This window comes from Rhizobiaceae bacterium (assembly GCA_023953835.1).
GTDB lineage: Bacteria > Pseudomonadota > Alphaproteobacteria > Rhizobiales > Rhizobiaceae > Mesorhizobium_G.
Genome location: JAMLJB010000001.1, coordinates 1,677,667 through 1,703,985, shown reverse-complemented (window position 1 = coordinate 1,703,985; position 26,319 = coordinate 1,677,667). Strand labels below are relative to the sequence as shown.

The 26,319-nt window shown below is 62.0% G+C and carries 30 protein-coding genes and 1 tRNA gene; 17 read left to right on the top strand and 14 right to left on the bottom strand.

From position 1 onward, the window contains the following. The first annotated feature begins 186 nt into the window (after positions 1-186). The 5 genes from dapF to M9924_07920 all read left to right on the top strand — a co-directional run bounded on the left by dapF (position 187) and on the right by M9924_07920 (position 5,244). Positions 187-1,068, top strand: a complete 882-nt coding sequence (dapF, locus tag M9924_07940; GenBank protein ID MCO5064335.1) for a diaminopimelate epimerase — start codon at positions 187-189, stop codon at positions 1,066-1,068. Beyond that, positions 1,068-2,363 (top strand): tRNA (N(6)-L-threonylcarbamoyladenosine(37)-C(2))-methylthiotransferase MtaB, encoded by a 1,296-nt coding sequence (gene mtaB, locus M9924_07935; protein MCO5064334.1) that lies wholly within the window; start codon positions 1,068-1,070, stop codon positions 2,361-2,363. Before dapF ends, mtaB begins: the two co-directional genes overlap by 1 nt. Then, positions 2,363-3,895, top strand: a complete 1,533-nt coding sequence (ftsY, locus tag M9924_07930; protein MCO5064333.1) for a signal recognition particle-docking protein FtsY — start codon at positions 2,363-2,365, stop codon at positions 3,893-3,895. Before mtaB ends, ftsY begins: the two co-directional genes overlap by 1 nt. A gap of 20 nt (positions 3,896-3,915) precedes the next feature. Continuing rightward, a complete protein-coding gene (locus tag M9924_07925) occupies positions 3,916-4,587 on the top strand; it encodes a septation protein A (GenBank protein MCO5064332.1) in 672 nt (223 codons plus the stop codon). Between the two features lie 501 nt (positions 4,588-5,088). Then, a complete protein-coding gene (locus M9924_07920; protein MCO5064331.1) occupies positions 5,089-5,244 on the top strand; it encodes a hypothetical protein in 156 nt (51 codons plus the stop codon). 114 nt (positions 5,245-5,358) lie between these two features. Here the strand turns inward: M9924_07920 and M9924_07915 are convergent, their stop codons facing one another. The 5 genes from M9924_07915 to ccmA all read right to left on the bottom strand — a co-directional run bounded on the left by M9924_07915 (position 5,359) and on the right by ccmA (position 8,398). After that, positions 5,359-5,904 (bottom strand): DsbE family thiol:disulfide interchange protein, encoded by a 546-nt coding sequence (locus M9924_07915; GenBank protein MCO5064330.1) that lies wholly within the window; start codon positions 5,902-5,904, stop codon positions 5,359-5,361. Between the two features lie 32 nt (positions 5,905-5,936). Further along, on the bottom strand, positions 5,937-6,104 hold the full coding sequence (gene ccmD, locus M9924_07910) for a heme exporter protein CcmD (protein MCO5064329.1): 168 nt from the start codon (positions 6,102-6,104) through the stop codon (positions 5,937-5,939). Next, complete coding sequence (locus tag M9924_07905; protein ID MCO5064328.1) at positions 6,101-6,862, bottom strand: heme ABC transporter permease; 762 nt, start codon at positions 6,860-6,862, stop codon at positions 6,101-6,103. Before M9924_07905 ends, ccmD begins: the two co-directional genes overlap by 4 nt. Before the next feature lie 53 nt (positions 6,863-6,915). Next, entirely contained in the window at positions 6,916-7,581 is a 666-nt protein-coding gene (gene ccmB, locus M9924_07900; protein ID MCO5064327.1) for a heme exporter protein CcmB, read from the bottom strand. A gap of 217 nt (positions 7,582-7,798) precedes the next feature. Further along, positions 7,799-8,398 (bottom strand): heme ABC exporter ATP-binding protein CcmA, encoded by a 600-nt coding sequence (gene ccmA / locus M9924_07895; GenBank protein MCO5064326.1) that lies wholly within the window; start codon positions 8,396-8,398, stop codon positions 7,799-7,801. Between the two features lie 286 nt (positions 8,399-8,684). Between ccmA and acnA the strand changes: the two genes are divergently transcribed. Both acnA and M9924_07885 read left to right on the top strand, forming a co-directional pair. Continuing rightward, positions 8,685-11,375 carry an aconitate hydratase AcnA gene (gene acnA, locus M9924_07890; protein ID MCO5064325.1) on the top strand — a complete coding sequence of 897 codons (2,691 nt, stop codon included), beginning with the start codon at positions 8,685-8,687 and terminating at the stop codon, positions 11,373-11,375. A gap of 254 nt (positions 11,376-11,629) precedes the next feature. Then, complete coding sequence (locus M9924_07885) at positions 11,630-12,388, top strand: DUF1223 domain-containing protein (GenBank protein MCO5064324.1); 759 nt, start codon at positions 11,630-11,632, stop codon at positions 12,386-12,388. A gap of 26 nt (positions 12,389-12,414) precedes the next feature. Here M9924_07885 and M9924_07880 read toward each other — a convergent pair whose 3' ends face one another. Genes M9924_07880 through M9924_07860 form a run of 5 tightly spaced genes read right to left on the bottom strand, consistent with a single transcriptional unit; the run spans position 12,415 to position 17,408 of the window. Next, positions 12,415-13,188, bottom strand: a complete 774-nt coding sequence (locus tag M9924_07880; protein MCO5064323.1) for an ATP-binding cassette domain-containing protein — start codon at positions 13,186-13,188, stop codon at positions 12,415-12,417. Further along, on the bottom strand, positions 13,185-13,976 hold the full coding sequence (locus M9924_07875) for an ABC transporter ATP-binding protein (GenBank protein MCO5064322.1): 792 nt from the start codon (positions 13,974-13,976) through the stop codon (positions 13,185-13,187). The genes M9924_07880 and M9924_07875 overlap by 4 nt, the downstream gene beginning before the upstream one ends. Beyond that, positions 13,973-14,803, bottom strand: a complete 831-nt coding sequence (locus tag M9924_07870; protein ID MCO5064321.1) for an ABC transporter permease — start codon at positions 14,801-14,803, stop codon at positions 13,973-13,975. The genes M9924_07875 and M9924_07870 overlap by 4 nt, the downstream gene beginning before the upstream one ends. Further along, positions 14,800-15,783 carry an ABC transporter permease gene (locus tag M9924_07865; protein ID MCO5064320.1) on the bottom strand — a complete coding sequence of 328 codons (984 nt, stop codon included), beginning with the start codon at positions 15,781-15,783 and terminating at the stop codon, positions 14,800-14,802. The genes M9924_07870 and M9924_07865 overlap by 4 nt, the downstream gene beginning before the upstream one ends. A gap of 20 nt (positions 15,784-15,803) precedes the next feature. After that, positions 15,804-17,408 carry an ABC transporter substrate-binding protein gene (locus tag M9924_07860; GenBank protein ID MCO5064319.1) on the bottom strand — a complete coding sequence of 535 codons (1,605 nt, stop codon included), beginning with the start codon at positions 17,406-17,408 and terminating at the stop codon, positions 15,804-15,806. Between the two features lie 325 nt (positions 17,409-17,733). Between M9924_07860 and rimM the strand changes: the two genes are divergently transcribed. Then, entirely contained in the window at positions 17,734-18,312 is a 579-nt protein-coding gene (gene rimM, locus M9924_07855) for a ribosome maturation factor RimM (protein MCO5064318.1), read from the top strand. Next, positions 18,309-19,004 carry a tRNA (guanosine(37)-N1)-methyltransferase TrmD gene (gene trmD / locus M9924_07850; GenBank protein ID MCO5064317.1) on the top strand — a complete coding sequence of 232 codons (696 nt, stop codon included), beginning with the start codon at positions 18,309-18,311 and terminating at the stop codon, positions 19,002-19,004. The genes rimM and trmD overlap by 4 nt, the downstream gene beginning before the upstream one ends. Here trmD and M9924_07845 read toward each other — a convergent pair. Next, positions 18,986-19,738 (bottom strand): sulfite exporter TauE/SafE family protein, encoded by a 753-nt coding sequence (locus tag M9924_07845; GenBank protein ID MCO5064316.1) that lies wholly within the window; start codon positions 19,736-19,738, stop codon positions 18,986-18,988. The two genes, trmD and M9924_07845, sit on opposite strands and share 19 nt — an antisense overlap. A 298-nt stretch (positions 19,739-20,036) precedes the next feature. On the opposite strand from M9924_07845, the gene rplS reads away from it, so the two are divergent. Further along, positions 20,037-20,558 carry a 50S ribosomal protein L19 gene (gene rplS, locus M9924_07840; protein ID MCO5064315.1) on the top strand — a complete coding sequence of 174 codons (522 nt, stop codon included), beginning with the start codon at positions 20,037-20,039 and terminating at the stop codon, positions 20,556-20,558. A 124-nt stretch (positions 20,559-20,682) separates the two neighbouring features. Then, on the top strand, positions 20,683-21,099 hold the full coding sequence (locus tag M9924_07835) for an organic hydroperoxide resistance protein (GenBank protein ID MCO5064314.1): 417 nt from the start codon (positions 20,683-20,685) through the stop codon (positions 21,097-21,099). Here the strand turns inward: M9924_07835 and trxA are convergent. Further along, positions 21,096-22,073 (bottom strand): thioredoxin, encoded by a 978-nt coding sequence (gene trxA, locus M9924_07830; protein ID MCO5064313.1) that lies wholly within the window; start codon positions 22,071-22,073, stop codon positions 21,096-21,098. The two genes, M9924_07835 and trxA, sit on opposite strands and share 4 nt — an antisense overlap. Before the next feature lie 71 nt (positions 22,074-22,144). Further along, positions 22,145-22,636 (bottom strand): prolyl-tRNA synthetase associated domain-containing protein, encoded by a 492-nt coding sequence (locus M9924_07825; GenBank protein MCO5064312.1) that lies wholly within the window; start codon positions 22,634-22,636, stop codon positions 22,145-22,147. Between the two features lie 165 nt (positions 22,637-22,801). Between M9924_07825 and M9924_07820 the strand changes: the two genes are divergently transcribed. From M9924_07820 to M9924_07805, 4 genes are all read left to right on the top strand, one after another. Next, positions 22,802-22,876: transfer RNA gene (locus M9924_07820), tRNA-Gly, on the top strand. A gap of 217 nt (positions 22,877-23,093) precedes the next feature. After that, positions 23,094-23,612, top strand: a complete 519-nt coding sequence (locus M9924_07815) for a DUF4433 domain-containing protein (GenBank protein MCO5064311.1) — start codon at positions 23,094-23,096, stop codon at positions 23,610-23,612. Continuing rightward, positions 23,605-24,318 carry a hypothetical protein gene (locus M9924_07810; protein ID MCO5064310.1) on the top strand — a complete coding sequence of 238 codons (714 nt, stop codon included), beginning with the start codon at positions 23,605-23,607 and terminating at the stop codon, positions 24,316-24,318. Before M9924_07815 ends, M9924_07810 begins: the two co-directional genes overlap by 8 nt. 5 nt (positions 24,319-24,323) lie before the next feature. Next, complete coding sequence (locus tag M9924_07805) at positions 24,324-24,869, top strand: hypothetical protein (GenBank protein ID MCO5064309.1); 546 nt, start codon at positions 24,324-24,326, stop codon at positions 24,867-24,869. Between the two features lie 2 nt (positions 24,870-24,871). On the opposite strand, the gene M9924_07800 is transcribed toward M9924_07805, so the two are convergent. After that, the gene (locus tag M9924_07800) at positions 24,872-25,075 is read right to left on the bottom strand and encodes a hypothetical protein (protein ID MCO5064308.1); all 204 of its coding nucleotides are present in this window, start codon (positions 25,073-25,075) and stop codon (positions 24,872-24,874) included. Between the two features lie 298 nt (positions 25,076-25,373). Between M9924_07800 and M9924_07795 the strand changes: the two genes are divergently transcribed. After that, positions 25,374-25,793: a hypothetical protein gene (locus tag M9924_07795; protein MCO5064307.1), complete on the top strand. Its 420-nt coding sequence runs from the start codon at positions 25,374-25,376 to the stop codon at positions 25,791-25,793. Further along, positions 25,790-26,062: a hypothetical protein gene (locus M9924_07790; GenBank protein ID MCO5064306.1), complete on the top strand. Its 273-nt coding sequence runs from the start codon at positions 25,790-25,792 to the stop codon at positions 26,060-26,062. The genes M9924_07795 and M9924_07790 overlap by 4 nt, the downstream gene beginning before the upstream one ends. Positions 26,063-26,319: the final 257 nt, after the last annotated feature.

The window sequence follows — 26,319 nt, the reverse complement described above, 5'->3', positions numbered from 1 at the left end:
TCCATGATTTCAACCGTCCATGGTTAAGAAAGCATTTTCAGGGCAAAACTGTTGCAAATATGCCTCGCCACTCACAGCGCCGGAATCGGGGATCGAAACCATGGGTTGCCCCCGCTTTGCCCGACACTGGTAATTGCGCGCCAATTCCGCCATATAGCCCGCAAACAGATGGGATTCTCGCGCGCGATGGCCAAGGTTGCGCAATTCGCCAAGATGAATGGGCTCGGCAACGAAATCATCGTTGCTGACATGCGCGGCCGCGTGGACCGCGTAGCCCCCGAGGCCGCCGTGGCGCTCAACGCCGATCCGGCGACACGATTCGACCAGATCATGGCGATCCACGACGCGCGCACGCCGGGCACCGCCAACTATATCGAAATCATCAACTCCGATGGATCGATGGCGCAGGCCTGCGGCAACGGCATGCGCTGCGTGGTGCAGGCGCTGTCGGCGGAAACGGGCAGGCGCGAATTCACCTTCGAGACAATCGCCGGAATCCTGACCGCTGAGGAACATGGAAACGGGCTGATTTCGGTCGATATGGGCAAGCCGCGCTTCGGCTGGCAGGACATCCCCCTGTCGGAGGAGTTTCGCGACACACGCATGATCGAGTTGCAGATCGGGCCGATCGACGCCCCCGTGCTGCATTCCCCATCAGTGGTCTCGATGGGAAATCCGCACGCGATTTTCTGGGTGGACAAGGAAGTCTGGTCCTATGAGCTGGATCGCTTCGGCCCGATGCTCGAACATCATCCGATCTTCCCCGAACGCGCCAACATCACCATCGCCGAGGTCACCAGCCCGGAAAGCCTGGCGATGCGGACCTGGGAGCGCGGCGCGGGCCTGACGCGCGCCTGCGGCTCCGCCGCCTGCGCCGCCGCCGTTTCGGCGGCCCGCACCGGGCGCACCGGGCGCAATGTGGACATCACCGTGCCCGGCGGCCTGCTGCACATCGAATGGCGCAGTGACGATCACGTGGTCATGACCGGACCTGCCGAATGGGAGTTTTCCGGTACGTTCGATCCCGCTACCGGGGCATGGACCCGGGACAAGGAAAGCGCGGCCTGATGGCGGTCGAGATCGTCACCTTCGGCTGCCGGCTCAACACCTATGAGTCGGAAGTCATGCGGCGTGAGGCGGAGTCTGCCGGTCTGGGCACGCTGCGTGACGGTGCGATCATATTCAACACCTGCGCCGTCACGGCCGAGGCCGTGCGCCAGGCGCGGCAGTCGATCCGCAAGGCGCGCCGCAACAATCCCAGCGCCCGCATCATCGTCACAGGATGCGCCGCGCAGACCGAGCCGGGTAGCTTTGCCGAGATGGCCGAGGTCGATCTTGTGCTTGGCAACGAGGAAAAGCTCAAGGCAAATTCCTATCGCGCCCTGCCGGATTTCGGCGTCAACGACACCGAGAAGGTTCGTGTCAACGACATCATGTCGGTGACCGAAACGGCCTCGCATATGGTGGACGCCATCGAGGGCCGCGCGCGGGCCTTCGTTCAGGTCCAGAACGGCTGCGACCATCGCTGTACCTTCTGCATCATCCCTTACGGCAGGGGTAATTCACGGTCCGTCCCGATGGGCGCGGTGATCGAGCAGATCAAGCGGCTGACGGACAACGGCTATGCCGAGGTGGTTCTGTCCGGCGTCGATCTCACCAGCTACGGCGCGGATCTGCCCGGCGCGCCGCGCCTTGGAAAGCTGGTCACGACCATCCTGCGGCAGGTGCCGGACCTTGCCCGCCTGCGGCTGTCGTCCATCGATTCCATCGAAGCAGATGACCTGCTGATGGAAGCGCTCGCCAGCGAGGCGCGGCTGATGCCGCATTTGCACCTGTCCCTGCAGGCAGGCGACGACATGATTCTCAAGCGGATGAAGCGACGGCACCTGCGCGACGACTCGATCCGCTTCTGCGAGGATGTGCGAAAGCTGCGGCCAGACATCGTTTTCGGTGCGGACATCATCGCGGGCTTTCCGACCGAGACCGAGGCAATGTTCGAAAATTCGCTGCGAATCGTAGAAGAATGCGGCCTCACGCACCTGCATGTCTTTCCGTTCTCCCCGCGCAAGGGAACGCCCGCCGCACGCATGCCACAGTTGGATCGCGCGACGATCAGGGAACGCGCGGCGCGACTGCGCGCAGCCGGAGACGCAGCCTATCTGCGCCATCTGCGCAGCCTTGTGGGCACCGAGCAATCGATCCTGATCGAACGCGACGGCATCGGGCGGACGGCAGGCTTCGCCCTGACCGCAATCGGTTCCGGCGCGCCGGGCGAGATCGTTCCGGCGAGAATCACCAGCCATGATGCCGAGCGGCTGGTTGCAGAACCGGTCGGCGCGATCAGCAGTGCCAGGGCAGCCTGATGGCCGGATTGCTCAAGCGCATATTCTCCTTCGGCAAGAAGGAGGTCGTCGAAACGCCGGTCGAGGACGAGCCGCTCGCCCCGATCAATTGGGAAGCGCTCAAGGACCTCAAGCAGACCGACGAGGCTCCGGCACCGCCGGAACCGCAGCCGGTAGAAACGCCGCCGATTGAGCCGGAGGAGCCAGCGCCCGAACTCGTGTCGGAGCCTGCGGCGCCCATTGTCGAAGAGCCGGTTGCCCCGCCCCCGGTCGAGCCCGACCTGCCGGACGAAGTGCCGGCCGAACCGCTGCCGCCGACGCGACCCGAACCCGAGATCGAGGCCGCGCCGATCCCTGATGTTGAGGAGAGGCAGAAAGCTCCGCCGAAGGCGACACCCAGGCGCGACCCGAAACCCGCAAAAGCCGAGCCGGAGCCTCCCCTTCCGGTGGAGATCGTAGAGGAGCCGGTTGCTCCTCCACCCGTTCCCGAACCGAATGTGCCACCCGTTGTTGGGCCACCCGTTGTCGGGCCGCCCGTCGCCGTGCCGCCGGTCGAGCCGCCTGCCGCAGGCAAGGTCACGGTTGCGAAGAAGGTCGAGGCGAAAGCGGAACCGGCTGCGCCAGCGCCGGTCGCGCGCATCTCATGGTACCAGAGGCTGAGGCAGGGACTTGCCCGCTCCTCTCGCGAGCTTTCGAGCAATATTGCTGGTGTTTTCACCCGGCGCAAACTCGATGAGGACACGCTTCAGGAACTGGAAGACGTGCTGCTGCGCGCCGATCTCGGTCTTGAGACCGCGATGCGCGTGACCGACACGCTCGCATCCGGGCGATATGGCCGCGAGGTGAGCGACGCCGAGGTGCGCGCCGTCATGGCGAGCGAGGTGGAGAAGGTGTTGACGCCCGTCGCACAGGCGCTCGAACTGGACCTGTCGCACAAGCCGCATGTCGTTCTGGTCGTCGGTGTCAACGGGACCGGAAAGACCACGACAATCGGCAAGCTCGCTGCGAAGCTCAGCGCGGGCGGGCTTTCCGTGATGCTCGCCGCCGGTGACACGTTCCGTGCCGCCGCGATCGAGCAGTTGAAAATCTGGGGCGAGCGGACCGGCTCGCCGGTCGTGTCGTCCCGCCTCGGTGCCGACGCGGCGGGACTAGCCTATGACGCCTTTGCGCAGGCAAAGGAGGCCGGTTCCGATGTGCTCATCATCGACACTGCGGGCCGCCTCCAGAACAAGGCCGAACTGATGGCGGAGTTGGAAAAGATCGTGCGCGTGCTCGGCAAGCTCGACCCCGAGGCTCCACACACAGTGCTCCAGACCGTCGACGCGACCACCGGGCAGAACGCGCTCAACCAGGTGGAAATCTTTCGCAATGTCGCAGGTGTGAACGGGCTGGTGATGACAAAGCTCGACGGAACGGCGCGCGGCGGTATTCTTGTCGCCATTGCGGCGAAGCACAAGCTGCCCGTCTATTTCATAGGGGTGGGCGAACAGGTGGACGATCTGGAACCGTTCTCGGCAGGGGATTTTGCCAAGGCGATTGCAGGCGTCGGCTGACAGATGCAGGACAGGAAGCCATGAGCAACCCAATCCTCGAAACCGGTCCTTCGGACGATCGGCAGAAGAAAATCAGTCCCGGCCTGAAGTTCGCGCTTGAAATGGGGCCGTTGCTGATCTTCTTCCTCGCGACCTTCAAGGGGCATTGGCTCGCATCGATGTTTCCGGCGCTCGGCACATTCGGAAAGCCGCTGTTCATCGCGACCGCGCTTTTCATGGCCGCAACCGCCATCTCGCTCGCCCTGTCCTGGGCGATGACCCGATCCCTTCCCATGATGCCGCTGGTGTCGGGCGTCGTGGTGCTTGTCTTCGGCGGGCTTTCCATCTGGCTGCAGAACGACACTTTCATCAAGATGAAGCCGACCATCGTCTATTCACTGTTTGCCGCCATCCTGCTCGGCGGGCTGGCGTTCGGGCGTCCCCTGCTCGGCTACGTGTTCGACCAGGCGTTCCAGCTCGACGATGAAGGCTGGAAGAAGCTCACATTGCGCTGGGGCCTGTTTTTCGTCGGCTGCGCCGTCCTCAATGAGGTCGTCTGGCGAGGTCTCGCCGCCATCTACCCGCCCGACCTGGCGGATGAATATTGGGCAGGCTTCAAATTGTTCGGCTTCACCGCGCTGACCTTCATCTTCGTGTTCTCACAGATGCCGCTCATCATGCGGCACTCGCTGGAACAGAAGGCGGGAAAGTAGCCACTGGTCAATATTTAGGCAGCAAATGCCCAAGCATTGCACAGGCTGCATATCTCGAATGCCGGAAACACCCTAGCTGAAGCGACGGCCAGATTTTATTTAACCGGCATAACAAGAAAGGGGCCGGCGGTGGCCGGCCAAAGCGAAAATGTTCAATCGTATGATCGCCCATTTTGCCGCGGAGCGTAAGGCTGCGGCCAAGAACAAGGAATTCAACGCGCTCGAAAGCCGGTATGTAGACAGCCTGGCAGAGATTTACGCGCGCGTTTACGGACGCTGACACAAAGGTCAAAGTCTAGGGAAAGAACGGCCAGTCCGATATGGGCTGGCCGTTTTCGTTTCCGGCAGATGCACAAATCCGGTGCAACAGCGGGCACATCAAGCCATGCCGACATCGCAATGCTGCATTGCAATAAGGTATTTTGCATCGCACAATAGAACGCCTATATTCACGGTGTTCCAAAGGGGAGGAAACCAGGTAACCCGAAAGGAACCCGAGCAATGTTCAACGGCATTCGAAAAACCTTCATCAAGCGCGCTCGCTATCAGCGCATGGTCAATGAGATCCGCAGCCTGACCGACCGCGACCTCGCCGACTTCAACGGCAATCGCGACGAGATGCTCCGCGCCGCCTATCAGGAAGTGTACGGGCGCTAAGTCCGGGCCGAAAGCGGGGCACGAAATTCGCAAGCCGGGTCTCTCCGAACGGATCGAGACCCTTCCCAAACCGGCTGGGGCGGTGAACGAACCGCCTGAGCCGGTGCGGGGTTTTCAGCCCGGCTGCCCCGCAAGCGCTTTTTCGATTTCAGGCATGAGCGTTTGACGCACGGAGTCCGCCGTGAGCGGTCCGACATGCTTGAAGAGAATCGCGCCGTCCTTGCCGATGACAAATGTTTCCGGCACGCCGTACACGCCCCAATCTATGGCCGCACGGCCTTTTTCATCGACGCCGATTGCACTGAACGGATTGCCAAGTTCGCCAAGGAAACGCCGCGCATTGTCCGGCTGGTCCTTGTAGTTCAGCCCGGCCAGGTCGAAGCGTTTGTTCCCGGAAAGCTGGAGCAACACGGGATGTTCCTCGCGGCACGGCGCGCACCATGACGCAAAGACGTTGACCAGTGTGACCTTTCCGCCGAATCTGGCGGTGTCCAGGCCGGGCACGCCCACGCCTTCCAGAGCCGGCAGGTTGGTCGGCGGCGCCTTCTGGCCAATTAACGCCGAAGGCACGACCGAGACATCCTCGCCCGACATCAACTGCCGAAAGAAAATCGCCGCCAACGCGAGAAACACGAGCAGCGGCAGGATGACGAGCACCATGCGGGGCTTCGCCGACGCGCCCTGACTGCCGGTCACGCGGACGCCTCCTTGTCGGAGCGCCGTCTGTGACCTTTCCTCTCCAGTTCGGCAAGCTCGCGCTTGCGTGCGCGCTGGTCGGCGAGGATGATTCCTGCCAGTCCCGCCAGCACCGCGACCGTCACCCCATAGGCGGCCGCGACATAGAGGTCATGCGCGCTCATCGGCCACCATCCGCGCGCCGCGCGGCAAGCTGGCGCATGGAACGCACGCGCCGCCGCCAGATTTCGGTCCGCATCGCCATCATGTGAAGAGTAAAAAACAGCACGGTGAAACCGAGCGCCATCACCAGAAGCGGCCAGAGCAGGCTTGGGTGAATGGTCGACCCGCCAAGCCGGATGACGCTTGCCGGCTGGTGAAGCGTGTTCCACCAGTCCACCGAGAACTTGATGATCGGGATGTTGATGAAGCCGACCAGCGTCATGATGGCGGCGGCCCGCGCCGCGCGCGACGGATCGTCCATCGCCCGCGTCAGTGCGATAATCCCGAGATAGATGATGAACAGCACGAACACCGAGGTCAGCCGCGCGTCCCACACCCACCATGTGCCCCACATGGGCTTTCCCCAGATCGAGCCGGTGATCAGCGCCAGCGCCGTGAAGGTCGCGCCGATCGGCGCCGCCGACTTGAGCGCGACATCGGCCAGCGGATGCCGCCACACCAGCGTGCCCAGCGCGGAGACAGACATGAGTGTGTAGCACATCATGGACAGCCACGCGAAAGGCACGTGGATATACATGATGCGCACGGTGGTTCCCTGCTGATAGTCCTCCGGCGCGGCGAAACTGAGATAAAGACCGGCGGCAAGCAGGACACCCGAGAGCACCGCCAGCCACGGCACCAGCCTGTCCGTCAGCGCGATGAAGCGCGTCGGATTGGCGAGATCGGATATTTTACGAGCCGAGGCCACCGTTTCAGACATGTTCGCTCATTAAACGCAGCAATTGCGGCGCGCAATTGACCTTTCTGACGCGCTCAATCGCTTGCCCACCTGAGCGCGACCGCCGCCGCCACCGGCCCGACCACGGCAAGGAAGAGCGTGAGCGCCGCCAGCATCAGGAAGGGCGGTAGAAAAGGGTCGGGTTCGGCAACCGCGCCATAGCTTGCCGATACCCCGAAAATCAGCACAGGAACAACGAGCGGCAGGACGAGCACGGAAATCAGAACGCCGCCGCGCGGCAGCGCGACCGCCACCGCTGCGCCCGCCGCGCCGACAAAAGTGATCGCGGGCGTGCCGACCAGCAGCGTGAGCGCCGTCGCGCCGATGCCGATGGCGGGCATGTTCATCAGCAATCCGAGCAGCGGCGCCGCGATCACCAAAGGCAGCACACCCGTCACCCAATGCGCGAAGCATTTCGTCAGTACCGCAAGCACCAGCGAAATTCGGTCCGTGCCCAGAATGAGGAGGTCGAGCGACCCATCCTCGCGGTCCGCCTGGAAAAGCCTGTCCAGCCCGAGCAGGCTTGCCAGCAGCGCGCCGATCCACAGGATCGCTGGACCGATTCGCGACAACAGGTTGAGGTCCGGGCCGACGGCAAAGGGCATGATCGCGACAACCGCGAGAAAGAACAGCACGCCGGTCAGTGCGCCCCCGCCGGCACGCACCCCAAGCCGAACATCGCGCAGGAAAAGCGCTAGCATGATGGGCGAGCTTCCGCATCGTGCGAAATGGCAGAGATAGCAAACCCCTCATCCGGCTGCCGCCACCTTCTCCCACAAGGGGAGAAGGGAGATTTCACCATCGCCACCTCAAATCGCGAACCGCGCAGGACAAACGAAGCGCCGCGGACATTCGCCTTCTCCCCTTGTGGGAGAAGGTGGCGGCAGCCGGATGAGGGGTGTTTTCCTGTCACCAGCATCATCGCCCCATCCTCAATTCCGTCGCATCCTCAACTCCGAGGGGATGATGCGTTGCCGCCAGCAGCATACCGCCATCATCGAGATGCGCGCGCATCAGTGCGGCGAACTGCATCTCCGACGCCTTGTCCAGACCGGAGGTCGGCTCGTCAAGAATCCAGACCGGCCTGTAGGACACCAGGAGCTTCGCAATCGCCGCGCGCCGGCGCTGCCCCGTGGACAGGTAGCCGAAAGGCAGGTGCCCGATTTCGCCCAGCCCTACCATCTCCAGCGATTCCGTGATCTCAAGATGTGGATTGCCGTTGAATTCGCGCCAGAAGCCGAGATTCTCCGAAACGGTGAGCGCCGGTTTCATCGCGTTCTGATGTCCGAGATAGTGGCACGCCAGCCCCGGCTCGGAAAATTCCGCATCGCCTTCAAACCTGATCGCGCCCGCCGCCAGCGGCAGCAGCCCGGCGACCGCGCGCAGCAATGTCGATTTGCCCACGCCGTTCGCGCCGGTGACCACCACGCTTCCGCCGTCGCGCAGCGCGAAGGAAACGCCGTCGAACACGATTTCCCCACCCCGTTCGACGGCCAGATTCTCGGCCTCAAGCAGCATTCCCTCTCCTTCGCCGAAAGTCTCACCGAAATCACGGTGCGATGCAGCAAAATTAGCAAAACACTGTCTAGAACTATTCCGGGAATTTCTCTATATCCGGGATACCAACCCCAGCGGTCGGGGAAGGCAAACGAAATTGCGCCGAACCAACGCACGCGCCGCCTTTAACGGCTCGGGTTGCTTGGGAGCGGACAGCGGAAATGGCCGTACCCGCACCTTTGCGCGTGATTGCATGCCATCGGAGTCCGTTCCCTTTCAGGCTGAACAGACTAAGGATGTATTGCACGTGGCGAAATCTCTCGACAGTTTCAATTGCAAGCGCACGCTCTCGGCTGGCGGTGCCGAATATGCCTATTTCAACCTCATCGAGGCCGAGAAGAACGGCCTCACAGGGGTTTCGCAGCTTCCCTATTCCATGAAGGTGCTGCTGGAGAACCTGCTGCGCAACGAGGACGGTCGTTCCGTCACGAAGGAGTCCATCAAGGCCGTCGCCGACTGGCTGGTGGACAAGGGCAGCGCGGGCGTGGAGATCGCTTATCGTCCGGCGCGCGTGCTGATGCAGGACTTCACCGGCGTGCCCGCCGTGGTGGACCTCGCCGCGATGCGCGACGGCATCAAGGCGCTGGGAGGCGATCCCGAAAAGATCAATCCGCTGGTGCCGGTCGATCTCGTCATCGACCATTCAGTGATCGTGGACGAGTTCGGCACGCCGATGGCGTTTGCCCGCAATGTCGAGCTTGAATATGCGCGCAACGAAGAGCGCTACAAATTCCTGAAATGGGGCCAGCAGGCGTTCCGCAATTTCCGCGTCGTGCCGCCGGGAACCGGCATCTGTCATCAGGTGAACCTCGAATATCTGGCGCAGACGGTCTGGACCAACACCGAAGACGGCGAGACCGTCGCCTATCCAGACACCTGCGTCGGCACCGATTCGCACACCACCATGGTCAACGGCCTCGGCGTTCTCGGCTGGGGCGTGGGCGGCATCGAGGCAGAGGCGGCGATGCTCGGCCAGCCGGTTTCCATGCTTTTGCCGGAGGTGATCGGCTTCCGCCTCACCGGCAAGCTCAAGGAAGGCGTCACCGCAACCGATCTCGTGCTCACCGTGACACAGATGCTGCGCAAGAAGGGCGTCGTCGGCAAGTTTGTCGAGTTCTTCGGTCCCGGCCTGTCCAACATGACACTGGCCGACCGCGCCACCATCGGCAACATGGCGCCGGAATATGGCGCGACCTGCGGCTTCTTCCCCGTCGACACGGAAACTGTGCGCTATCTCAACATGTCGGGCCGCGCCGAAGACCGCATCGCGCTGGTCGAGGCCTATTGCAAGGCGCAGGGCATGTGGCGTGAAGCCGACAGCGCTGATCCGGTGTTCACCGACACGCTCGAACTCGATCTCGGCGAGGTCGTCCCATCGATGGCGGGTCCCAAGCGTCCCGAAGGCCGCGTGCCGCTGGAAGGCATTGCCGATGGCTTCGCCAAGGCGCTCGAAGCGGAGTACAAGAAGACCGTCGACGTCCATAAGCGCTACGCGGTCGAGGGTGAGGATTTTGAGATCGGCCACGGCGACGTGGCGATCGCCGCGATAACCTCCTGCACCAACACATCCAATCCCTCCGTGCTGATCGGCGCGGGACTGCTCGCGCGCAACGCCAACAGGCGCGGCCTGAAACAGAAGCCGTGGGTGAAAACCTCCCTCGCACCGGGATCGCAGGTGGTTGCCGAATATCTGGAAAAATCCGGCCTCCAGAAGGAGCTGGACCAGATCGGCTTCAACCTTGTCGGCTTCGGCTGCACGACCTGCATCGGCAATTCCGGCCCGCTGCCGGAACCGATCTCAAAGACGATCAATGACAAGGGCATCATCGCGGCGGCCGTCCTGTCTGGCAACCGCAACTTCGAGGGTCGCGTATCGCCCGACGTGCAGGCCAACTATCTCGCCTCGCCGCCGCTGGTCGTCGCCCACGCACTTGCCGGTACGGTGACCAAGGACCTCACCACCGAACCCATCGGCGAGGACAAGGACGGCAAGCCGGTCTACCTGCGCGAAATCTGGCCGACTTCCGCCGAAATCCAGGAATTCATCGAGAAGAACGTCACACGCGACCTGTTCGCGCGCAAATATTCCGATGTGTTCAAGGGCGACGAGCACTGGCGCGCGGTCAATGCGCCGACCGGCCAGACCTACGCCTGGGACGATTCCTCGACCTATGTGCAGAACCCGCCCTATTTCGCGGGCATGAAGCCACGAGCGGGCCATGTCGGAGACATCAAGGGAGCGCGTGTGCTTGGTCTGTTCGGTGACAAGATCACCACCGACCACATCTCGCCCGCCGGTTCGATCAAGGCGGCCTCGCCAGCAGGCAAGTACCTGATCGACCACGGCGTCGGCGTCGCCGATTTCAACCAGTACGGCACGCGGCGCGGAAACCATGAGGTGATGATGCGCGGCACGTTCGCCAACATCCGCATCCGCAACCACATGCTGGGCGAAAACGGACGCGAAGGCGGCTACACCATCCACTATCCGTCGAAGGAAGAAATGTCGATCTACGACGCCGCGATGGAATACAAGAAGGAAGGCGTGCCGCTGGTCATCTTCGCCGGCGTCGAATATGGCAACGGGTCCTCACGAGACTGGGCGGCGAAGGGCACGAACCTGCTCGGTGTCCGCGCGGTGATCGCGCAGTCCTTCGAGCGCATCCATCGCTCCAACCTCGTCGGCATGGGCGTCATACCCTTCGTGTTCGAGGAAGGCACGAGCTGGAAGACACTCAACCTCAAGGGTGACGAGATCGTCGAGATCGACGGCATCGAGAACATCAAGCCGCGCCAGAAAATGACGGCGAAGATTACCTATGCCGACGGCACGGTGAAGAACGTGCCGATCCTGTGCCGCATCGATACGCTGGATGAGCTGGACTACTACAAGAACGGCGGCATCCTGCAATATGTGCTGCGCGACCTCGCAGCCTGATTGGCGAAACCATCTGCAACAGCGCTCTTCTCCCCGTGAAGCACGGGGTGAGGAGCGGGTCGCGAAGCGAACGATAAGCCCTTGAATGGGCTTATCGAGCGATGAACGCCCTGAGCCATAGCGAAGGGCCGGCTTATGGCGGCCAGATGAGGAACAGCGCAGCGGGGCTTGATATTTTCACCCCTTCGTGACTTCGCTTTGAAGCCCGGCTCTGGCACATAGCCAGCGGAGGAAATCCGGCGCAGCGACAGGACATGAAAATCACCCAGACTTCACGTACCGTCAGGACTGCGCTGCTTGCCGTCATTGCATGGACGGCGCTTGCCTTGCCTGCATCCGCGAACGACGAAAAGCCGCTTGGCGTGGTTGAGCTTTTCACCAGCCAGGGGTGCAATTCGTGCCCGCCAGCCGATTCCTTTTTCAACGAAATGGTCCAGAAGGGTGAGGTGATCGCACTCGCCTACCACGTCGACTATTGGGACTATCTCGGCTGGAAGGACACGCTCGCCAAGCCTGAAAACACCGAGCGCCAATACGCCTATATGCGCAGCTTCGGCGACCGGTCCATCTACACGCCGCAGCTCATCGTCAACGGGCGGGGCGATTTCAAAGGCGGCGACCGAAAATCGGTAGAAGACGGCCTTGCGCTTTTCGACAAGCAGGGAGAGGGCATGGTGGTGAACCTCACCGTGTCCGAAACGAAGGACAGCATCATTATCAAAGCGGGTTCAACCACGCAGCCTGCCGCCGAGGCGAATTTGATGCTCGTCTATTTCGAGCCACCTCGCGCCATCGACATCGACAGGGGCGAGAATGTCGGGCGCAAGGCCATATATCTCAATGCCGTGACCGGTGTCCGCGCAGCGGGCGTATGGCACGGCAAGGCGACCGAATTCGAGCTTCCGAAAAGTGAGTTTGACAGCAAAGGCGGCTGTGCCGCGCTTTTGCAGGGAGCCACGGAAGACGGCAAGCTCGGGCCTATCGTCGGCGCCGTGCTCATCCGGCATCCCTAGATCTGCAAACTTAATCAACTCTGCGCTCAGCCGGGCGTCCCGCCAAGCAGGCGCGGCGCCGCTGCGAGAAGCTGCTTACCGATTGCGGATCGAGGAGCGGAGATCACCTCCCGCGCCGGTCCAGTTTCCGCGATCCGGCCCGCATCGAGGATCGCAACGCGATGAGCGATGGCCCGGATCATGCCGAGATCGTGCGCGATAAAGAGATAGCTGATACCCTGGGCGCGCTGAACGTCGAGCAGGAGTTCGAGCAGGTCGAGGCGGATCGACGCGTCCACCGCCGACAATGCCTCATCCAGCACGATCAAGGCCGGACGGCTCGCAAGCGCGCGGGCAAGCGCGACGCGCTGGCGCTGTCCGCCGGAAAGTTCGTGAACCGGGCGCGGGAGCAAATCGCGCGCAAGCCCGACCCGCGCCAGCAAGGTTTCAGCCTCCGCAATCCGTTCCGGTCCCGGAACGATATCGAACGCTCTCAGCGGATCGAGCAAAGCTGAAGCAACCGTCGCGCGCGGGTTGAAGGCGGAATTCGTATCCTGAAACACCATCTGTATATGGCGGCGGCGGGACCGCAACGCCTCACCCTTCAAACGGAGCAAATCCTCGCCCATGAAGCCTATGCGACCGCCATCCGGCTCCAGCAAACGCATGACGAGGCGCGCAACGGTCGATTTGCCGCCGCCGGACGGCCCGGCAAGGGCGAGTGTCTCGCCAATGCCTATATCGAACGACACCCCGTCAACTGCGCGAACGCCGCCGAAGCTCTTGTGCAATGCCTCGACGGCGAGCAGCGGCGCGATCATGCGCGTGACCCGTCTCGGTCTGGCAACAAGGACGGACCATCGAGGGCGAGGTGCGACCGGACGAGACCGGCGACATACGGATCGCGCGGGGTCTCGACAATCTCGCGCGACGCACCGCTCTCGACGACGCGCCCGTCGCGCAGCACATAGAGCCGGTCGGCGAGCGTGCTCGCGAGCGCGAGGTCATGGGTGACGAACAGCAGGCTCAGTCTTTCTTCCCTGTTCAGCCGGTTGAGAAGCCCGACGATCCCCGCCTGCACGATGGTGTCCAGCGCGCTGGTCGCTTCGTCGGCGATGAGCAATCCGGGCCGACCGGCGAGCGCGCAGGCAATCGCGACGCGCTGTTTCTGGCCGCCGGAAAGCTGGTGCGGATAGCGCGCTGCCATCAACGCGGCATCGGGAAGCGCAACCCGCGACAGCAGGCCGAGCGCGACGTTTCGGGATTCGTGCCGCGACAGGCCGCGAAGTACGCGCACCACCTCGGCGAGCTGGTCGCCCACCCGAATGAGCGGATCGAGGCTGCCGGTGGGGTCCTGGAACACGTAGCCGATGTCGATCCCGTTTCGTGGTGGCAAATCGGCCTGCTTCCAGAAAATGGAGCCTGCGGTTTGCGCAGTTCGCGGCAGCAGCCTTGCAATGGCCAGCGCCAGCGTGCTCTTGCCGGAACCACTTTCACCAATCAGCCCGACACGTTCGCCGGGTCTGACGTGCAAGGAGACCGCGTCGAGCGCGCGGATCCCGCCGTCATAGGTGACGCTCAGCCCGTCGATCTCGAGCAGCGCCGTCACGCGAAGCTCCGCTTCGTCAGGCGCGCTTTGGCGACGCCCTCGCCAAGCAGGTAGACGCCCAGCACCGTCAGCACCAGCGCGATACCGGGAATGATCGACAGCCAGGACGCACTGCGAAGCACGGTGCGGCCTTCTGCGATCATGCCGCCCCATGTCACGCGGTTGGGGTCGCCAAGCCCGAGAAAAGACAGCGCGGCCTCGATCAGGATCGCGCTTGCGACAATCACCGAGGCCAGCGCCAGAACCGGCGGCAGCGCATTGGGCAATATTTCACCGAAGGCGATTTCGAGAGGCCGCTTGCCCACCACGCGCGCGGCGGCGACATAGTCCTTTTCGCGGATCGAGAGAACCTCGGCGCGGGCGACACGGGCGGGCGCGGGCCACGCGCCGAGCGCGATGGCAAGAATGATCGACGACAGCGAGGGACCGATGACGCTCACCAACGCGAGCGCCAGGACGAATGCCGGGACGGTCTGGAAGGCTTCAGCGGCGCGCATCAGCGCTTCGTCGGCAAGGCGCCCGACGAAGCCCGCCAGCGTGCCGACAACCGTGCCGATGCACAGCGCTGAGAGTGCAGCGGCAAGCCCCACCGCCAGCGAGGTTCGCGCGCCGTGGACAAGTTGCGCAAGCACATCGCGCCCGAGGCGGTCTGTGCCGAGCGGCAGCGCGCCGTCCTGAAACGGCCTCAGCAATGGCTGGCCGACAATCGCCATCGGATCGCGTGCAAACAGGTAGGGCGCAAGCAGGGCGAGCACACACATCGGAACCAGCAGGCACAGACCGGCCCGGGTTTCGGGAGTGGACAGGACGCGTCGCAGGCCGCTCATAGCGTTTCGCCACTCGACCCGATGCGGGGATCGAGCCATACGTAGAGGAGGTCGACCAGCAGGTTGACCGCGATGACGAAGACGGCGCTGATAAGTATAATGCCGAGAAGGAGCGGCGTGTCGCGCTGGGCGACCGCTTCCTGCGTCAGCCGCCCGAGGCCGGGAACGGCGAACACACTTTCGATGACCACCGAGCCGCCGAGCATCACGGCCGCCTGCACGCCGAGCATGGTGACCAGCGGCAGCAGCGCATTGCGGGCGACATGTCGGACGATCCGGGCATGGCCGAAGCCGCGCGCAATCAGCGCGCGCACGAAATCCTCGCGCCATATCTCGGCCATCGCCGCGCGCATGACGCGCATGTAGAGCGCCATATAGACAAGGCCGAGCGAAACCACCGGCAACGCAAGGTGGCGGACAATGTCGAGACCACGCTCAAGGCCCGTGCTGCCGGATGCGATCGTTTCGAAGCCCGACAATGGAAACCAGCGGAGGTTGACGGCAAACACCACGCTCAGCACCAGCCCCAGCCAGAAGCTGGGCATGGCGTAAAGCGCAAGCGAAACGATGGAAAGCGAACGGTCGCGCAGGCTTTCCGGCCTTGCGCCTGCCACGATGCCGAGCAGCGACCCGAGCGCGAAGGAAAGCGCCGTTGCCGACCCCATCAACAGCAGCGTGCGCGGCAGCCTCTCCATGATGACATCCAGAACCGGACGCGAGAAGCTGATCGACCAACCGAGATCGCCATGCGCCAGCCGGGTGAGATAGAGGCCGAAGCGCGCCGCCGCAGACTGGTCCAGCCCCCAAGCCTCGCGCAGTCCGGAGATCATTGCCGCGTCGCCTCCGGTCGATACGACATATGCGTCGACCGCGTCACCGGGCGCGAGTTCGAGCAACAGGAATGTTCCCGCGACGACAATCGCCAGCACCGGGATCGCGCCAAGCACCCTGCGTCCGATCAGGCGGAAGGCGCGGTCCAACGCCTGCTCCCAACCCGATTCTATGTCTGGACCGAAGTATCGGCCCAGTTGGAGACTGCCCAGCGCGGATTGTTGGAAACGTTCTTGACCGACCACCGGCTGACGGTGATGAAGGTCCATTCGACCACATTGATGAACGGCAGATCGTCCACCACCTTGCGCTGAAATTCCTGATAGAGCGCGATACGCGCCTGCTCGTCCAGCGTGACGGCGGCGCGGTCGATCAGATTGTCCAGTTCGGAATTGACGTAGCCACCCTGGTTGGAGAAGGGCACGCCGTCCGGCGTTCCGCTGCGCACGAGAATCGTCGTCGAGATCGCCGGGTCGCCGCGAAAAACCGGAGGCGCTATCGCCAGGTCGAAATCGTGGTCGGTGTAGACCGCTTTCTGGTGCGCCGCCGCATCGTTGCTGACCAGTTGCGCATCGATGCCGATTTCGGCAAGCGCCTGCCGCAGATAATCGCCAAACTGCTTGGTCTCGTTGAAATAGGGCGCGGGCAGCAGCCTCAGGCTGAAACGGCGGCCATTCGTATCGCGCCGATAACCCGCCTCATCCAATAGCGCGTTCGCCCTTGCGACATCGTATGGATAGGACGGCACATCGGAAGTGTAGAACTGCGTGTCGTTGCGGGGCACGGGTCCGGTCGAGGCGGTCGCGTGGCCGAGGAAGATGGTGCGCACGACATAGTCGCGATCGATGGCATGGGCAATCGCGCGCCGCACCTTGAGATCGGCCAGTTCCTTGCGGCGATGGTTGATTTCAACGATGAGCTGGTAGGTCAGCGCCTCGTAGCCGGTGGTGACGACCGCGATGCCCTCGATCTTGGAAATGCGGTCCAGATCGGCCAGCGGCACGGCGGAAAACGCCGCAAGCTGGATTTCGTCGGCCTCGATGGCGTTCGCCGCCGCCGCCCGGTCGGGAAGCACGCGGTAGAGGATTTCATCGAGCTTCGGCTGATCCTTCTGCCAGTAGTTCTCGTTGCGCACGAGCCGGTAATATTCGCCGGGTTTGTGTTCGCCGAACTTGAACGGCCCGGTGCCAATCGGCGCCGCATTGGCGGGATTTTCCGCAATGTCTCCGTTTTCATAGATGTGCTTCGGCACGACGCTCGTAAGCGCCGGCAATGCGTTGCGCACAAGCTGGAAAGGCGTCGGCTTCGAGAAGCGGAAGATCGCCGTGGTTTCATCCGGCGTCTCGACGCTTTCGAGGTCCTTGAACACGATGCGCCCGAGATTCTGGAGCGGCTTCCAGATCTGCATCGCGGAAAAGGCAACATCGGCGGACGTGAAAGGCTTGCCGTCATGCCATGTCACGCCGCCGCGCAGCTTGAAGGTGGCGCTCAATCCGTCGTCCGAACCGGACCAGCTCAGGGCGAGGCGGGGCGCAAGACCGTTCTGCCCGTCATAGGACGCTTCCGCCAGCGGCTCGACAATCTTGCTCGAAACGAAGAACACGCCATTGGACGCCACCATCGCGGGATTGAGGTTGCGCGGTTCGGAATCGGCGGCCACGATCAGGCGGCGCGGCGCGTCCTGCGCGTGCGCCCGGCGAGTGGCGAAGCCCGCGATTGTCGCCAGCGCGGCCCCTTCCAGCAATTGTCGTCTTGTCGTCGAGATCAGCTTCATCCGTCGTCTTTCCCCTCGGTACGGGGCCTGCCGCCAGCGGTCATGCCGCTGCTGCGCACCAAATAGCATTCACTTCAACAGGTGAGAAGAACAAGGTACCGCCTGCACCAAACGTTCCTTCTCCATGTCGGGATCAAAAGTTTCAATGCGACGACTGGTTGCATAGCACAAAATCCGGATTGCGAATCGCGCGCATCCCACCGAATTGCGCGCCTCCTACGGAAAGGTTTTTCCTGCGGCGTCCGCATGGCAGAAAAGATGTGCGGCCTTGCTCTTGCTGCCTTATCGGTGGCAAACGGCTGCAAAGCGGAAAGATGCCCTGAAAATGAACAGACCGGAAAAAAACGTCCTGATGGCCGTCATCGGCGCGGCGCACGGCATCCGTGGCGAGGTGCGGGTCAAGAGCCATATGGAGGACCCGCAGGCGCTGGGCAGATATGGACCCTTGCATGACGCGGCAGGACGCGCATTCGAAATCGAATCCCTTCGCCCGCAGCAGGAGGTCGTCGTCGTGCGTTTCAAAGGCGTCGATAACCGAACCGCGGCGGAGAGCCTGAATGGCACAAAGCTCTTCATCGAGCGCGCGCGGCTGCCGCCGCCCGCCGAGGAAGAATTTTACCACGACGATCTCGTCGGCCTCGAAGTGCGGGACGAAAGCGGAAAGCGCATCGGCAAGGTCACCGCCGTTCAGAATTTCGGTGGCGGCGACGTGCTGGAGCTTTCGGTCGGTGGCCGCAAGGACACGCTCATTCCTTTCACACGTGCCGCCGTGCCGGAGGTTTTCCTGGGCGACGGCTTTATCCGCATCAATTCCGTCGCAGCCGGATTGGTGGAAGCGGACGACGAGCGTGTCGGAGTGCAGCGCCGCAATCGCGGACCGAAGGACGCGGGAGGAAACCGATGAGCCGCTTTCGCGCGACCGTGCTGACGCTCTACCCGGAAATGTTTCCCGGCGCGCTCGGGCTTTCACTCGCGGGCCGCGCCATGCAGGCCGGAAGCTGGTCGCTTGAGGCCCTGCAGATCCGGGAATTTGCCGCCGACAGGCATCGCACCGTCGATGACACACCTGCAGGCGGCGGGGCGGGAATGGTCATGCGCGCCGACATTCTTGCCAAGGCGATCGACCATGCATCTCCTCCCGGAGATTTGAGGCCCCGCCTCCTGATGAGCCCGCGCGGGAAGCCGCTGACGCAGGCAAAGGTTCGCGACCTTGCGAAAGAGGACGGCGTCGTGATCGTCTGCGGACGTTTCGAGGGCGTCGACCAGCGCGTCATCGATGCGCGGCAATTGGAGGAGGTCTCGATCGGAGACTACATTCTTTCCGGCGGCGAGCCTGCAGCCCTCGTCCTGCTCGATGCGATCGTGCGTCTGCTGCCGGGCGTCATGGGCAATGAGGAATCAGGCGTTCAGGAGAGCTTTGAAAACGGACTCCTCGAACATCCGCACTATACGCGGCCCCCCGAATTCGAGGGAACGGCCATTCCCGACGTGCTCATTTCCGGCAATCATGCGCGCATTGCCGAATGGCGGCTCGAACAGGCGCGGCGGCTTACCGAGGAGCGCCGCCCCGACCTCATTCAGCCCGTCACGAAATAGTAGGCCGCCAGCAACACGCCGACGACGATCACGAAGGCGCGAACCACGCTTTGCGGCGCCCGCTTGGCGGCCCACACGCCGGAATAGCCGCCGAGCGCCACCGCGGGGATCATCACAACGGCCTGCGGCCAGGCGACCACGCCGCCCAGCACGAAGACCACGATGGCGATGGCGGCTATGACGATCGAGAGCATGTTCTTCAGCGCATTGAGGCGGTGGTAGTCGCCGCTCTGCGTGAGGCCGAGCGTGGCGAGCATCATCACGCCCATTCCAGCGCCGAAAAACCCGCCATAGATTGCGGTCAGAAACTGAATCAACGCACCTGCGAACGTGCCGCCTGACGGCTTGTCGCCTGCTTTCGGCTTCGGTTTCAGCCAGGGACCGGCGGCAAACAGCGCAGTCGCGGCAATGAGAAGCCACGGCACCATCGCCCTGAACGACGGGTTGTCCAGCGCAAGCAGGATCAGCGCACCGGCTAGCGCACCGGCAGCCGACACGGCGCTCAACAGCAGGCCCTCCCTCCAGAACGTCCTGATGTCGCTCCAATAGGCCAGGGTAGACGTGATATAGCCGGGAAACTGGGTGATCGAGGATGTCGCGTTCGCGACGATAGGCGGCATTCCCGTTATGCTGAGCGCGCCGAAGGTCAGAAATGTCCCGCCCCCGGCAATTGCGTTCACCACGCCGGCGAGATAGGCCGCGACAAAAAGCAGGACTGCGTCTAACAGGATCAAATCGGACTCCCCACAACCATTTCGGCGTCTATAAGCTGGCGCATGTGAGCGCAAGGGCCGGCATGCGACAGCGCCGGGCAGGGCGAATTCACAAAAGTGCCACGCAAGGCGTGACAAATGCCCAAAACTGGTGTATCGCCCCGCCCGAAATCGGGCAAAATGCCCGGTCCCGTCAACTGTGGCGGTGAATTCGCTCCTGCCGGACCATTTCGTGGAAAGGCATAGCCGAACGGTCTGGAACCGGACGGCGAGTGTCGGGCGCTCTGACTGTCGGAAGAACAAGAAGTGGATTATCGAGATGGACATCATCCGTCAGCTTGAGGCCGAGCAGGCCGCCCGCATCGTCGCAAAGCGCACGCTTCCGGAATTTCAGCCGGGCGACACCGTTCGCGTCCAGGTGCGCGTCACCGAAGGAAACCGCACCCGCGTGCAGGCCTATGAAGGCGTCTGCATTGCCCGTTCCGGCTCCGGCATTCATGAGAGCTTCACCGTGCGCAAGATTTCCTATGGTGAAGGCGTCGAGCGCGTTTTCCCGGTCTATTCGCCGCTGGTGGAAGGCGTCGAGATCGTGCGTCGCGGCAAGGTCCGCCGCGCCAAGCTCTACTATCTGCGTGACCGTCGCGGCAAATCGGCCCGCATTTCGGAGAATACCGGCGTCCGCGCCCGCAAGCTGAACGACGCCGAACGCGCTGCCTTCCAGCAGGAGCAGGCGCGGCTTGAAGCCGAGAAGGTCGCTGCCGCCGAAGCGCTCGCCGCCGAAAAGGCCGCACAGGAAGCCGCGGAGAAGAAGGCCGCGGAGGCTACTGCCGCCGCTGAATAGGCACGCAAGGCATAGACAAATCAGGAAGCGGCCTTCGGGCCGCTTTTTTTATGCCCGAACGGCGCTTGACAGATTATCAATCGTATGCGATTAAATCGCTCACGATCTAACAAGGAGACAGATCATGTCAGCACTCTACACCGCGACGGCTCATGTGACTGGTGGGCGCAACGGGCATGGCAGGACCACGGACGGCCTGCTCGATCTCGATCTGGCAGTACCGAAGGAACTCGGCGGCGCAGGCGGCGCGACAAATCCCGAGCAGCTTTTCGCAATCGGCTACGCGGCTTGTTTCGAAGGTGCCTTGCGGCTTGTTGCGCGGCGGCAGAAAGCCTCACTCCAGGACGCAGCAATCAACTCAAGCGTATCGCTTCTTCCGCAGGGGGAAGGTTTCAAACTGGCAGTGGCTCTCGACGTCGAGACAAAGGGCGTCGACCAGGCAACGGCGGAGCAGCTTGTCGCGACTGCCCATCAGGTTTGCCCCTACTCCAATGCCACACGTGGCAACATCGACGTGACGTTCAGCGTCAAGGCGGCCTAGGAGAAGAGGATTGAGGACAGCTTGCGGCGCGCGGAAAGCGTCGCTTCGTCCGTCGGTCCCCAGGCTTCGAACAGCTTGAGCAATTGTGCGCGCGCGCCGTCGTCGTTCCATGTGCGATCAGATCGCACGATAGCGAGCAGATTGTCTGCGGCGGCTTCGCGCTCGCCGCGCGCGTTTTGAACCATGGCAAGGTCGAAACGCGCCTGATGATCCTTCGGATTTTCGGCAAGCTTTTGCTCAAGCAATGCGGAGTCGCCAAGCGATTCGGATTGCTCCGCAAGCGCGACGCGCGCGCGCAATGCCGCGATCGGGGCGGCGTCGGCCTTGTTTGCGGGAACGCTGTCCAGTACCTGTTGGACACCTTCATTGTCGCCTGTTTCGAAAAGGATTTCTCCCAGGCCCGCCAGCGCTTCCACGGAATCCGGCGTCTGCTGCAGGATCATCTGGTAAATCTGCGAAGCGGTTTGCGCATCACCCTCGGCTCGCGCCTGGGTCGCAGCGGCCAGCGCCTCCTCAAGCTCGGCCTTGGCGCTATCACCACCGATCCGCTTGATGAAATCATTGATCTGGCTCTCGGGCACCGCGCCCATGAAGCCATCAACCGGCTGGCCGTTCTTGAAAGCGATCACCGCCGGAATTGACTGGATGCCCAGTTGCCCCGCAACTGACGGATGATCGTCAATGTTCATCTTGACCAGCTTGACCGCACCGCGCGCCGCTAGCACCGCTTTCTCCAGAACGGGGGTGAGCTGCTTGCACGGGCCGCACCACGGCGCCCAGAAATCCACCAGCACCGGCTGCTTGCGCGACTCCTGTATGACGTCGGCGGTAAAACTCGCGGTCGTCGTATCCTTGATGAGCCCCTCGGGGGCAGACGCACCGTTAGACGGAAGGCTCTGGTCGTTGCCCGTGAGCTGGGGCGCGTTCATGGTGTAGCCGCCGCCTGCCCCGTAAAAATTGTCCTGGCCGCTCATCTGACTATGCCTTTCTGCCTTGGGGTGTCCCTGAATGCCGTTTTTTGCTGGTCGGCATGTGGCGATCGCGCCTAAAGTTTCAAGACCTGCGGTTCGTGGCCGGTCGCCTTCACGAAGCGCAGCAGGTCGTCCGCGCGAATCGACGTGGTCGCCGTGTTGACGAGCGGATGCACGTTGACGACCTCGCTTTCGAGCAGGTTCGCCGCAATGATCGGCTTCACCCGGTGCGCCTTGTCGTTGATGAGGCCCATGATCGATACGGAACCGGGGGCGACGCCCAAAAGTTCGAACAGCGCTTCGGGCTTGCCGAACGAAACCTTGCTCGCGCCGCCGATCGACTGGTGGATCGCCTTGAGATCGACGGATGCGGTTTCTTCCACGGTCATGAGAAAGTAGTTGTCCTTCTTGTCCTTGAGGAAGAGGTTCTTTGTGTGCGCGCCCGCGATCTGGCCGCGAAGCTCCTGCGATTCGGAAACGGTGTGCAGTGCCGGATGTTCGAACGTTTTCACCTTGATGCCAAGATCATCGAGAAAAGCGAAGAGCTGGTCGGGCGTTGCAGGCATGTGGGTATCCTTTGCCTGTGGGGGTCTAAGCAAACAGGCAGCAGGAAACAAGGAAAATCAAACCATCGTGCCTTGCTGCGGCATGCCGAAAATATAGCAACATTCCCTGTTGCAATGTCATGGCTCTTCGGCCATATAGGCGCGGCTTGCGGCACCGCCGCACGAGCGGGTGTAGCTCAGGGGTAGAGCACAACCTTGCCAAGGTTGGGGTCGAGCGTTCGAATCGCTTCACCCGCTCCAAATTTTCCTTAGGGAAATCAAGCAATTAAAGCGGCCACCTTCGGGTGGCCGTTTTGCTTTGGATTTCTGGGGCCACGCGGGGGCCACATTCGAACACCGCGAAGGCAGGGGCAACATTCCGGGGCCGCGCCTTTTCAGTCTGCGGACAAGTTGATCGTGGGCGTCAGACGCGTATGGTGCCTCGTGGGTGCCGTTCGCATCTCTGGAGGGGGAGAACATGGCAATAGATTCAATAAATGAAATTCCGTTCTTCTATCATTTCACGGACAGGCGGAACCTACCGATGATCCGCGAAGCTGGCGGACTGTATCCCATTGCACAATTAGAGAAGATGGGTCTCAAGGTGCCCGCTCCGGGCGGAAACGAGTGGAGCCGAGACGCTGACGCCTTCAAGGGAATGGGCAACTATGTCCATCTCTGCTTCCGCAATAATCACCCGATGGAGCATGTAGCTCGCCAGGCGGGGCACATTGGAGACACGGTTTTTCTTCAGATACATCCCTCAGTGCTGCAATTCGAAGGAGTGCGGTTCACCAATGACGTGTCCAACAAAGCTGGCGTCGAGTCTGTGCCGATCGACAAGGCTGGAGGGATGATCGACTATGAGGTGCTTTACACTTGGACGAATTGGTCGGACGCTGACATCAAGCTTAGACTAAAGCAGGCCGAGAAGTACGAGTTGTTAGTGCCCCAATTCATCCCGCTCGCATTGATACGGAATATGCCAGATGGCTGAGAGACCGATCTTTGTTCCTTCATCCGAGGACCGTGGCTACGTGCGGCGTCTGGATTTCGACATTCCATGGGCTGGCGGATTTGCAGAAGTCCAGAAGAAGAAGAACATCCGGTCGCTTCACGACGCGGCGAAGAAGGCGGGATATAGCCCCTTGCTGGAGGTCTCCAGCAAGTCTGATGAGATCGCTGGCCGTCATCTCAGTGCATTCCATTTGCGTGTCATGACTCACGTCGGTGACATGCCGCTGGAGAACGCGTTCCAAGGTAGCAAGGTATTCGAGCACGGCGGTCCCTACACCGATCTTTATGATGTCGATCCGAGAGAGGCGAAGCGCGATCCCCGGCTTCGTGGTTCCGGCGCTTTGATCGGATTTAGGTTTGAGGGCTTCGATTTTCCATTAAATCCCACGACCGTGTTCTACGATTGGCTCTATCTCAACGCGATCTTTCCGCACCGGCTTTGGCTTAAGAATCGGATCGATGGTGAAGTGAAGTATGACGGCTTCACCGATATCTCGTTCAATCCAAGCAAGTCGATCAATTGTCAGGCTAAATCGTGCGCGTTGTTCGTAGTTCTGATGAGAGAGGACAAGCTTGAGCGGTATTTGGAAACTCCGGAGACTTTCATTGCCGCTATGGCTGCGCATTCAAATCCGCCCGTCGAGCATCAGTCACATTTGAAGCAAGCAAGACTTCGCGTGGGTTGAGGCGGATGCGCAACTTCTTCCGCAGATCGGGCAAGGTGACGGCCGCGACGGCACGTAAGGTCACCGGGTTCAGCACACCGTTAGGCGGTATCCAATGGTCCGACCCCGGTCCCGGTGAGGCGGAAATGGTCCGCCGATTCCTCGTGTTTCTCGAAGATCGCCGCGTCCTCTACAACCCGTTCGACATGGAGACGGAATCCGAAGTGGAACATTCCGTCCATAAGATACGGGAGGAAAGCACCAAGACCTTGCAGGCGTTATCCGCCGACGCTTTCGCCGTTACTCCCCTTCGCGCCATCCGCGAGGCTGGACGCCAGTTCCACGACGACCAGCGCGAGCATTATCGCCACTTCGATTACCAGTGGCGCGGCAACCATCCCAGCCCGGCATTCTTCGTCGCCCTAGGAGCCTTTCGCGCCACGGTTGGGCATCAGGTGGCCGTGCTCGCTGGACGCTACGAGATCGACGTGGAAGGGCCGCTGGCGAGCATCGTGCCTAGCTTGGATGAAGGCATCGGCAAGCTGGGCAATGATTCCGACCGGGATGATTGATTTCAATTGCGCAGGACGAAGACGCCGGACTCCAATGCTTGCCCGGTATCCATGATTGCGGAGCCGAGTAGGCGCTGGCGCTGGCCGACTTCGATGGCAGCTTCCTTGGTGGGAAGGGGTTGAGAGCAGAGATCGTCCAGCACGTCCCGAAGCCGCATTGTCGTGGCCGTCAGGTCTTCAAATTCCTCTGCATTGTCGATTTGCATAGTCGGCCTCCAGTGATGCCTAACGCTAGCGGCGGCGCGGACTATCATCCACTGAAATGTTGTCCAGCGATTCTAAGCATGGTGAACCGTCATCGACGCCATAAAAACGCCATGACGCGGGTCTATACTGCCAAATAGATGCTGGCCTAGCCGCGTCCTTTCCCGACATAGTTCCGGTGGAACAAACCCGCGCCCGGTGGGCGTGCGCACGACCTAGTCGCTGGCGCGGTGCGCCTTCTTAAGCCCATCCCTCCCATTCTCATTATCAGCCGCTCGATGCGGCTGGGAAAGACGCATCATGTCTATGGACGTGACCCCTCTCGCTGCCGAGACGCTTGGCATTTTCAACCCGCATCTGGACCCCTCCGGCAACGCATGCCGCGCGCTGCTTCACGCCGACCCGTCTATTCGATCCGCATGGGTCGAGTCTTTGTTCAAATGGTCCTCCGCCTGTCAGGAAGCCGAGCGCATCGCACGTGATCACGGTCGCGGCGTCGGCATCACCATGACCCTTTTCGACATCTGGCCCGGCGAGAACGAAACACGGATCGAATACGAGATTGCCGTGCGCCGACCGGGCGGGGAGTCGTTCAGCCTCAACATGACCGACGACGGCGAGACGTTCGCCGCCGCTATGTTCCTTGCGGGACAGGCTTGGCGGATTGCAGGCTATGTCATTGACGAGATTGAAATCCGCGAACAGGCGGCTGCAACATGACCGAAACCGATTGGCTGGAGTTCATCTCCTACGCGGCCGGGGCGAAGCATCTTGCGGCCGACTATGCGGCCGTGACGAAAGAGACGCCACCGACGACCTTCGACGCCCTTGGCGCGGATGTCTTGAAGGACTCCGACCCCGACCTTCGATCCTACCTCCAGTGGGCGACTGTCTCGCACTGGAGCTCCGCTGGCGTGCCGGTGAAATTCTGGGAAGAAGCACGCGCGCGTTGGCCTAATATTCGGCTACCTAAGTTCCAGATGGACTAGACGCAATATTGTCGAGTTGGAAACGCCGCGTTTCCAACTTTTTGCCGAAAGCGTTCTTAACTTCCGGTGAGCCACACTCGATTAACAATCGACCGGGACGTTGTTTTATGAGAAGAACGTATCGTGGGTCTCCGGTAAGGCAGAAGTGGCCCGTTGCTTCGGCAGCGGGTCACGCTCCACCCACCAGATGAAGTCTGCGACGGGGTCGGCAGCACAGGCATCAAACCGAACCGCGCTGCCTTCCGCACGAGAACCCA